Below are 10,348 nucleotides of genomic sequence, written 5' to 3' on the forward strand. Positions count from 1 at the left end.
TTTTTATTTAAATGATTGGAAAATAATATATGAATAAAATTATAGAACTATTTGCAAAAAACAGATTATTGGTTAATGTAATCATTTTAATAACTTTAGCAGTTGGAATATACTCTTATCTTAATATAAAAAAAGAGGCATTTCCTTCTACAAACTTTGACGTTATGATAGTACAGGTTATATACCCAGGGGCTTCTCCAGAAGATGTTGAACAATATGCTATGATACCAATAGAAGACGAGCTTCAGACTATAGCAGGTATTGATGAGTTTTATTCTATAATAATAGAAAATGCAGGAATACTCACTATAAGAATAGATATGAATTTAAAAGATTCAAGACCAGTAAAAGATGAAATATTTAGAAGACTTCAGAATGCTCCTAATGTATCAAAAGATGTTTCAGAGATAAAAATTTTTGAAGCCAATGCAAACAGAATGCCTATATACAATTTAGGTATAAGATTTAAAGAAGGACAAGAAGGAAGCGAACAAGAACTCTATGATATATCCAAAAGATTTGAAAAAGAATTAAAATATGTAGACGGAGTTGCAAATATAGAAGTATACGGAAGAACAGACCCAGAAATACAAATATTAGCAGACCCTTATAAATTAAGAGAATACTATACTTCATTAACCGAAATTATACAGGCATTATCTTTAAGAAATATACGCTCTACAAGCGGAAGTATGAAGCCATCAGAAAGTGATGATTTGGAAGATAAGAATAAACTTCTTGTTACTACAGGGCAATTTCAAGACCCTTTATCTATTACAAATGTTATAGTGCGTTCTATATTCAATGGACAGCCTGTAAGAATAGGCGATATTGCAAGAGTTGAAGAATTATTCGTTGATAAAAGTGTGTATATGAGAGTTAATAGTAAGCATGGATACTCTATAAACATAATAAAAAAAGAAGATGCTGATATATTAAAAACTATTGATAATGTTAATCAATATTTTGAAAAAAATAAATCTACTATTCCAAGCAATATAGAAATAGTTCCTATGGCTGATAACTCTAGAACTATTACAGACTTGCTTAATGCAGTGTCTTCAAATATTATAACAGGTTTTATAATCATATTTATAATACTTATTATATTTTTGGATTTTAAGAGTGCAATATTTACTTCGCTTGGAATGCTTATAGTTATATCTGTTTCTCTTATTTATATGACATACTCTGGAATTACTTTTAATATAATATCTCTCGGAGGCATAATAACTGTACTTGGTATGATAGTGGACAATTCTATAGTGGTGTCAGAAAATATTTTTAACTATCATCAAAGAGGTATAAAAGGTCTTGAAGCTACAAAAAATGCCGTAGGAGAAGTATTTATGCCTATGCTTGTTTCTACCCTCACAACAGTTGCCTCATTTGCTCCTATAATATTTGTTACAGGTACTATGGGAAGGCTTATAAATCAGTATCCTAGAGTTGTTATTGTTGCTTTAATAGTAAGTATTTTCCAAGCGGTTTTGCTTCTTCCTAATAACTTGATTACTAAAGAAGAGCTCACAGGCGAACATAAAAGAAAAAGATTTAATTTTAAAAATCCGCTTGATTTTGATAAGGATAAATTATTTGATAAATTAAAAATTCCATTTGTTAAGTTTTTAAGATTTACATTAAAGTTTAGATATATTGTTCTTATATTTTTTATAGTTACACTTCTCATCACTCTTTTAATAGCCAAATCAATATTTGCAAAGTTTACTTTAGTTTATGATACAAGTGCTGATGTTATAGTTGTTAATATTGATACTGGTGTGGGAAGTTCTATATACAAAACAGAAAAATATCTTCAAAAAGTAGAAAATATTATTTATGAAACAATAAACACTAATGATATAATAGCAGTTTATAGTTTACTTGGAAAACAATTAGATAAAAATACTGTAGAGATATCTGAAGAGATGGATAATATTGCAGGCACTATGATATATTTAGTTCCAGCCAATAACAGAAAAAAAATAGCTTATGATATAGCAGATGATTTAAATGCGGCTATAGAAAAAAGCGGAATAAAAGATGAATTAGAGCTTATCACAGTTAATACCAAACTTCCAATAAACCCTGGTAAAGCAGTTGATATAAAAATAATAGGTAATGATACTGCTATGGTTAAAGAAGTAAAAGATAAAATGAAAGAACATCTTTTGAGTTTGGACGGAGTAGTCAATTACGATGATGATGATAAAATAGGACAGGAAGAATTGAGAGTAATATTTGATTATGACAGAATGTCTGAACTCGGAGTGAATGTAGCATATGCAGCAAGAGAATTAAGAGCGGCTTATTCTGGAATAGTAGCAACTTCAATACAGGAGTTTGAAAATAAATTGGACTTTAGAGTACGTTTAGATAAAAAATATACTTATGACACTAATGTACTTAATAATCTTTTAATACCAAATACCTATTACAGACTTATACAATTAAAAGATATAGCAGACATATACATTACAAACAATCAGTCAAGCATAAGACACTATAATGGAAAAAAATCTATAACTATGACTGCAGACCTTGAACAGGGAAAAAATACTGCCATACAAGTAACCTATGCAATGCAGGATTATTTTAATTCTATAGCTAAAGATTATCCTAATATAAGCGTAGAGTTTGCAGGAGAAGTTAAAGAAACAAGAGGCTCCATAATAGGTATAGCTTGGGGATACTTAATTGCCATAATAGCTATATATGTGATACTTCTTCTTCAGTTTAATAAATTTGTTCAGCCCTGTATGATACTTGGTATAATACCTTTTGGAATAATTGGAGTTATACTAGGATTTGCAGCTCATAGAATGCCTATGTCATTCGTAGGTGCTGTAGGAATAGTAGGACTTGCAGGTGTTGTTGTCAACAATGGTATTATAATGGTTGACTTAATAAATAGAATACTTGAAGGAGGCAATATACATAACAAACAAGATGTATTAAATGCTGTTGTAGAAGGTGCAGGAGACAGATTCAGAGCAATATTTTTAACAACTGTAACTACAATATTCGGTCTTCTTCCAACTGTTTATGGTATAGGCGGACGTGCTGATTTGATAGTGCCTATGGTTATGTCTATGGCTTACGGGCTTTTATTTGCTGGACTTTTGACATTGATACTGCTTCCATCTTTATTTATGATATCTGCCGATTTGAAGCTTATAAAAATAAATTATGAGAAATAATTTTATATATTATTTTTTATATATATTTTTTAATAAAAAATATTTTGCAATTTTAATTTACTCTAGTATAATCTTTATATAAATAAAATCATGAGCTGCTTTATGTTAAAAGATATACCTAAATATATAAAATACAGAATTGACAGAATGCTTAATAAGGGACTGCTTTATCAATTACTTCTTTTGGTATTTGCAATAATAATACTGCTTTTAATAGTATCTATATTTATAATAGTATTTTTTAATTATCCTCCTAAAGATGCATTTTGGGACAGTTTAATGCAGTTTATAGATACTGGAAATATATCTTCTGTAGACGGCAGCACTGGTATTGTATTAACTTTTCTTATGGTAACTTTTATAGGAGTATGCGGCTGGGGCTCTCTTATAGCTATGATTAATAAAGCACTTCAGGATAGAATTAATAATTTAAGCAAAGGCAATGCTTTTATTATGGAAAAAAATCATGCTATTATATTAGGATACGGTGAAGAGGCTTTAACTATAGTAGAAGAGTTTATTATGGCTAAAGTAAAAACTATTATCATACTATCCGAACATAATGTTGATATAATAAGAAAAAGAATATCATTTATAAAAGGAAGCAAACAAACTAATATAATAATAAGAGAAGGATCAGCAAGCAGAATAGAAAATATTAAACTTCTTAATATAGCAAAATCTTCAAGCATATCAATAATAAACAATGATGATACAGAGTCATTAAATATACTTCTAGCTTTAAAAAAGATAGTTGAAGAAGAAGAACTTGATAAAAAAATAAATATATGCGTATTAGTTCATGAAGAAGATACTATTGAAATAATAAAATCTATTGAAGAAAAAAATTTCGTTATACATGTTATTTATAAATATGAGATATTATACAAACTTATAGCTCAGAGCATAATTTATACTGGACTTAGCAATGTTTATGAAGATTTGTTTTCAAATGACGGCAATGTATTTTATATAGAAACTGATCATGATTTTAATGACTTTAAATTTGAAGAAGCAGCTTTAAAATATCTTGAAAGAGGTATGATACTTCTAGGTATAACAAAAGAAGATAGAAGTCAGTTATTAATACCTAATTATGATTATATATTAAAAAAAGAAAACAGACTTGTAATACTTTCAAGAAACAATAATGATGATAATATAAAAGAATATCCTGATATAAAGCCAAGCATAATAAAATATAAAAATAATATATTATTAATATGCGAAGAGAACAGATATGATGAAATAATAAAAGAGATTTCTGAATATATGGAAAATCATAATACGAGTATGATTAGCTACAACTTGGTAAAATCTCAGAAAAATAAATATAAGTTTATGCGTGAAAAACTAAAAGAAGAAAATACTACAAAAATAGTTTTAATATCAGAAGATAATGTTACTGATGTAAAAAGCATTAATATACTTTTAATCATAAGACAAATTATAAGAAAAGAAAATTTCAATATAGCAATACTTTCTTTATTAAACTCTATACAAAAAAGAAATTTAATATATTCTGATGATGTCAGAGATTTCATAGTAAGCGGTAAATTAATAGGTATGCTTATGGCTCAGGCATCTATTAGTTCAAATATATTGTATATCTTCTACGGACTTTTAAGTAAAAATGGAAAAGATATAATAATGTCGCCCTACTCTGATTATTTTAATGAATCAAAAAGTTTTAAAGATGTTTATTTATACTTGCTTAGAAAAAGGGTTATTATCATTGGGGTAAAAAGATACAATGATGTTATTATAAATCCGAATAATGACTGTATGCTAGACAATAAAGATGAAATAATCATTATTACAAATTATGTACTTGAAGAAGAAAATGAAGAGTTAATTTTTTAGAATTAAATATTTTGCTCCATTAACTTAATTATATCAGTATAATTTTTTTGCTTGGCATAAAATAATGCATCATTACCATGCTTATTTACTATGGATTTATCAGCATTTGCTTTAATTAATAACTCTACAACTTTTACATGCCCTTCCATACAAGCCAATATAAGAGCAGTATTTCCTACATCATCTTGTATATTAACATTAATATTTTTAGCAATAATTTTTTCTATAACATCTTCATCACCGAATATAGCAGCATCTAAAAAAGTTTCTTCATCTTGAGTTAGAGGATAAAGTTTGTTATATGGTATTAACAAAACAGAGATTATAATTAATGGTATTAGTATAATATTTTTCATCATAAATACCTCCTGTTTATTTTAATGATAAAAAACAGTTAATAAAATAAAAACTATTCTTAAACAGGTAAATATATTTAAGAATAGTTTTATAAAGCTGTGGAGGTTATGGGGATCGAACCCACGACCTACTGCGTGCAAGGCAGTCGCTCTCCCAAACTGAGCTAAACCCCCGTATATGTATTGTAAAGAACCTGAGCGTGTGGGCCTGGGAGGAATTGAACCACCGACCTTTCGATTATCAGTCGAACGCTCTAGCCATCTGAGCTACAGGCCCTTTTTAATCATCAACGATATGGATTAGATTATAGCATAATAAAAAAAAATAGCAAGTCTTTTTTTAAAAAATAATAATATTTTTTAAAAATATGTTGTAAAAAACTTTATTCTACTATAATATATAGAAAATAAAAATACAGAAATAATTTTATGAATAACAACTTTTTTGATAAAGATAAAAATAATAATTCATTAACTCATAATAAAATACTAGTAAACGGCGGAGAGATATTATTAGTTTTGATAATATCCAGTGCTTTTTTTTATTTTTGCTATTTAATTAGAGGAATTATAAACCCTATTATATTATTTATTATTCTAATAACAGCATTAATTCCTTTTTGGAAATATATATGGGCTAAAACTTCCATATTTTTAATATTATGTCTTTTTACTTTGTGGGTAATTAGAGAAGCTGGTTATTTAGTAGCTCCTTTTATATGGGGAATATTTATTGCATATATGTTCGATCCTCTTATAACAAAAATGCAGAAAAAAATTCCTAGAATAGCAGCTGTGCTTTTTATTTTTATTCCTCTTATTATAATCGCTGTAATATTTTTTGTATTTATTCTTCCTAGAACTATAGAAGAGATGGAAGTAATATTAAGAAGTCTTCCGCAGTATGTAGATAAAATATATAACTCTATTTCATCATTATTAATTTCAATATCAGATAAATTAAACAGATCCATAGGAAAAAGTTTTGATATTGATACGGCAATAGATGCTGCTTCTATAAAAAATTTTCTATTTGGAAGCGATGGAATATTCACTCTAATATATAAAAAAATGATAGATTTCAGATTTCAGAATATTTCGAGTTTAACTACAATATTTAGTGTAATATTTTCATATTTTGTAATACTTCCTTTTGTTACTTTTTATTTGATGCTGGATTTTCAAAATATCAAATCCAAAATTATAAAAATAATACCTATGAGATGGCAGACTTCTGTAAACGAAATAATAAAAAAATCTAATTCTATTATTAATGGTTATGTAAGAGGAATGACAATACTTGCTCTCTCATTTTTTATAATAAGCTATATACTTTTATCTGTAACTAATACAAAATACGCTTTTATTTTAGCTTTATTGAGAGGGCTTCTTAACTATATACCTTTTATAGGACCATTTGCTGCATTTATAACTGCCCTATTAGCGGGTATTATTACAGAAAATATATGGTGGCATGGAGCATTAAAAATGTGCATAATATTCGGCTTTGTGCAGATACTAGATTCTGGTTTAATGGCTCCAAAAATACTTGGAAAATCAGTGAAAATACACCCTATAGCCGTAATGTTTAGTACTATTATAGGCGGAGTATTATTCGGATTTTTAGGAATATTATTCTCCGTACCGTTCTGCGGAATTGTTTTATTAGTGGTTCAGAACTTTTTTAATAAATACTATAATTCAAAATTTTATACTTTAACTAAAAGAGGAAAATAATGTTATTATATTTAATACCAATCTTTATAATATTACCGCTTATATTAATGGCGATTATGATATTTCTTCCAACTGTTATAGGAAAAAGAATGCCGCCTTCTTTCTCTAAAGAAAAAACTCAGGTATTTGATATACCAAGAAATGAATTATATCATCTTCTTATAGACTATGAAAATTATCCTGCTTGGCTTAAATATATATCCATAGTGCGTGTTGAAAAATTAGAAGGAAATAAACTTAAAATAATGCAGACATATTCAAATAGAAGAACATATCAGGAATTAATAGAAGTAAGAAGAGTGGAAAACAGCGAAATATCTATAGTAAAAACTGAAAACGAATTTACAGCTTTATGGACTTATATACTGGAAGACGCTGAAAATGGCGGAACTAGAATGACTATAAAAGAAACATTATATGTATACCACCCATATTTAAGATTTATGCTAAAATATGTTCTTATAGATGAGAATGGTAAAAACGACTTTTTTAGAAGAGTAAGAAACTTTATCAATAAAAATAAAAACAGTTAATTACTTTCTGTTTTTTTCTCCCCAGATACATATAGCATCTAGTATTGGTATTAAAGATTTTCCTCTTTTTGAAAGACTATACTCTACTTTAGGAGGTATTTGAGGATATTCTTTTCTAGTTACTAAATCGTCTTTTTCTAACTCTTTTAAAGTTAAACTCAGTGTCTTATGAGATATTCCTGATATTATTCTTTTTAATTCATTATATCTTACAACTTTTAATTCTGACAATATATATAATATTATCATTTTATACTTACCAGATATTAATGACATAGTATATGCAAAACCTGTATCTTCCATATATTTTTCTTTTAAACTCTCTTTTTTCATAAAATTATCCTTTTACTTTACTTACAGTTAGTATATAACATTTTTGTTAGTACTTGATTATACTAATATATAATACTATAATAATAATATCAATAACAATTTATAGTAAAAGGAGTCAAAAATGAAAAAAATACTAATATTAAATGGAAGTCCAAGAGCAAACGGTAATACTAAAGCATTAATAGAAGAGTTTACTAAAGGAGCAAAACTTAACGGAAATAATATAATAAAATTCGATTTAGATAAAATGAATATACATGGATGCAAAGGATGCTTAAAAGGAGGAAAAGATAAAGAAAGTCCTTGCACACAAAAAGATGATATGCAAAAAATATACCCTCACTATAAAGAAGCTGATATATTAGTACTAGCTTCACCTATGTATTATTGGGCTTTCAGTGCACAATTAAAAACTGCAATAGACAGATTATTTGCTGTTACAGAAATAGACAGCAACTATAAAACGCCGTACAAAGAATGCATTATGCTTATGGCAGCAGAAGGAAATGATGAAAATAATTCTAAACCTGTTATAGAATATTATAAATATCTTTTGAATTATCTAGGCTGGAAAGATTTAGGATATTTAATAGCAGGAGGAGTATTTAATATAGGCGATATTAAAGGAAAGGAAGAATTAAATAAAGCATTTGAAATGGGTAAATTGATATGACAGCATTTACATTAATGAATTTTAATATATAATATATAGTCAATAAAATTAAAAAAAGGATAAAAATATATGCTTAATTTTGAGCCTATTAGTTTGGATAAACAAGAACTATATCATAAATATTTTTCTATAACACCAGAACAGTCAGCAGATTACACATTTATGAATCTTCTAGGACTTAAAGATATATATATGCTTGAGTGGGCATTTACAGAAAAATTAGTTTGGATAAGACAGAAATCACCATACATTACTTACTGGGCACCTGTGGGAGATTGGTTTAATACTGATTTCTGCAATGATATGGGACCTTGTGAAATATCAGGAGAAGCTGTTATAAGAATACCAAAAGAACTTGCTTTATTTTGGGAGAAAACTACTAAAATAAAAGTGAAAGAAAGCAGAGATGAATGGGAATATTTATACGATTTTAATGATCTAGTTACACTTTCAGGAAAAAAATTCCATAATAAAAAGAATCTGTATAATCAATTTATAAAAAATGATTTTGAGTACAAACCTATAGATAAAACTATTGTAAAAGATATACTCGATTTTGAAGCCAAATGGGAAGAAGAAGAAAAGAAAAATAATGATGCATCTCAAAATAATGCTGAAGAATGCGAAACCTTTGAAAGTAATAAATTATTATCTCATGAAGTCAGAGCAGAAGCTGATACAATAATGATAAAAACTTTACTTGATAATTGGGATATTATAAACAATATATCAGGCGGTGCTATATACGTTGATAAGAAAGTGGCAGCCTATACAATAGCTGATTTGAGTATGAGAGATACAATAGTAGTGCATTCTGAAAGAGGAGACAGAAATTATAAAGGTACTTATCAGGCTATAAACAGAATGTTCTTAGAAAATTTAAAAAATTATGTAAGCGATTATGAAAGATTTAAATTCGTTAATAGAGAACAAGACGTAGGAGATTTGGGACTTAGAAAAGCAAAATTATCGTATAATCCAGTGGGTTATGTTGAGAAATATAAAGGTTTTTGTGCAGAGTTTTAATATATACCTAAACAAAATATAATTTGTCAAAAATAAATTTTTAAATTTCAGATTTGTGGGGACTAGCCCCCACACCCCCACTTCTTTTGTGACGCCTGTCCGCCTTCGGTGTGCCACAAAGAAGCAGGCACAGCCCGCAGTCGCGAAAGGCTATATTTCAGGCTAAATTTGGTAATTTATTCTACATGTAAAAAATAATTAGTACTATTTAGTATTATTTTTACACTTGCACTTTCGCGAAGCGTATCCGAGCTTGTCGAGGATATAAGGTTCTTTGACGCTGTCCGCCTGCGACCGAAGGAAGTACTGTTAAGTATGGCGTGCGGCGGGAAAAAGAACAATAAAAAATTGATAAACTTAAAAATTTTTAGTATATACCTAAACAAATATGATTTGTCAAAAAATAAATTTTTAAATTTTAGTATTTGTGGGGACTAGCCCCCACACCCCACTTCTTTTGTTGCCACAAAGAAGCAAAAAGGCACATTTTACACTGAATTTAGTAATTTATCCTACATATAAAACATGATTAGTACGATTTAATAATAATTTTAATACTTGCACTTTTTGGTTCTTTTTGCGGCGGGAAAAAGAACAATAAAAAAATTGACAAACTTAAGAATTTTT

8 protein-coding genes and 2 tRNA genes are annotated in these 10,348 nt (G+C 27.8%); 6 read left to right on the top strand and 4 right to left on the bottom strand.

Features of this window, described 5'->3' with window-relative positions:
• Nucleotides 1–29 precede the first annotated feature (29 nt).
• Nucleotides 30–3,200 (top strand): efflux RND transporter permease subunit, encoded by a 3,171-nt coding sequence (locus Q1X91_RS04105; protein WP_300753641.1) that lies wholly within the window; start codon nt 30–32, stop codon nt 3,198–3,200.
• A 102-nt stretch (nt 3,201–3,302) separates the two neighbouring features.
• Nucleotides 3,303–5,063 (top strand): hypothetical protein, encoded by a 1,761-nt coding sequence (locus tag Q1X91_RS04110; protein WP_300753643.1) that lies wholly within the window; start codon nt 3,303–3,305, stop codon nt 5,061–5,063.
• Nucleotides 5,064–5,065: 2 nt separating this feature from the next.
• Here the strand turns inward: Q1X91_RS04110 and Q1X91_RS04115 are convergent, their stop codons facing one another.
• From Q1X91_RS04115 to Q1X91_RS04125, 3 genes are all read right to left on the bottom strand, one after another.
• Nucleotides 5,066–5,419, bottom strand: coding sequence for an ankyrin repeat domain-containing protein (locus Q1X91_RS04115; protein WP_300753653.1), 354 nt, complete (start codon nt 5,417–5,419; stop codon nt 5,066–5,068).
• 100 nt (nt 5,420–5,519) lie between these two features.
• Nucleotides 5,520–5,593 (bottom strand) — tRNA-Ala (locus Q1X91_RS04120).
• Between the two features lie 29 nt (nt 5,594–5,622).
• A tRNA-Ile gene (locus Q1X91_RS04125) sits at nt 5,623–5,696 on the bottom strand.
• Between the two features lie 152 nt (nt 5,697–5,848).
• On the opposite strand from Q1X91_RS04125, the gene Q1X91_RS04130 reads away from it, so the two are divergent.
• Together Q1X91_RS04130 and Q1X91_RS04135 are read left to right on the top strand one after the other, a co-directional pair.
• Nucleotides 5,849–7,156 carry an AI-2E family transporter gene (locus Q1X91_RS04130; protein ID WP_300753645.1) on the top strand — a complete coding sequence of 436 codons (1,308 nt, stop codon included), beginning with the start codon at nt 5,849–5,851 and terminating at the stop codon, nt 7,154–7,156.
• On the top strand, nt 7,156–7,689 hold the full coding sequence (locus tag Q1X91_RS04135; RefSeq protein WP_300753647.1) for an SRPBCC family protein: 534 nt from the start codon (nt 7,156–7,158) through the stop codon (nt 7,687–7,689). Before Q1X91_RS04130 ends, Q1X91_RS04135 begins: the two co-directional genes overlap by 1 nt.
• Here the strand turns inward: Q1X91_RS04135 and Q1X91_RS04140 are convergent, their stop codons facing one another.
• Nucleotides 7,690–8,022 (bottom strand): helix-turn-helix domain-containing protein, encoded by a 333-nt coding sequence (locus Q1X91_RS04140; protein WP_096736318.1) that lies wholly within the window; start codon nt 8,020–8,022, stop codon nt 7,690–7,692. It lies immediately after the preceding gene.
• Nucleotides 8,023–8,143: 121 nt separating this feature from the next.
• Here Q1X91_RS04140 and Q1X91_RS04145 point away from each other — a divergent pair, with 121 nt between their 5' ends.
• Together Q1X91_RS04145 and Q1X91_RS04150 are read left to right on the top strand one after the other, a co-directional pair.
• Nucleotides 8,144–8,695: a flavodoxin family protein gene (locus tag Q1X91_RS04145; RefSeq protein WP_300753648.1), complete on the top strand. Its 552-nt coding sequence runs from the start codon at nt 8,144–8,146 to the stop codon at nt 8,693–8,695.
• Nucleotides 8,696–8,764: 69 nt separating this feature from the next.
• Complete coding sequence (locus Q1X91_RS04150) at nt 8,765–9,721, top strand: phosphatidylglycerol lysyltransferase domain-containing protein (RefSeq protein WP_300753650.1); 957 nt, start codon at nt 8,765–8,767, stop codon at nt 9,719–9,721.
• The last annotated feature ends 627 nt before the right edge of the window (nt 9,722–10,348 follow it).

It is taken from the genome of uncultured Brachyspira sp. (genome assembly GCF_949287625.1).
GTDB lineage: Bacteria > Spirochaetota > Brachyspiria > Brachyspirales > Brachyspiraceae > Brachyspira.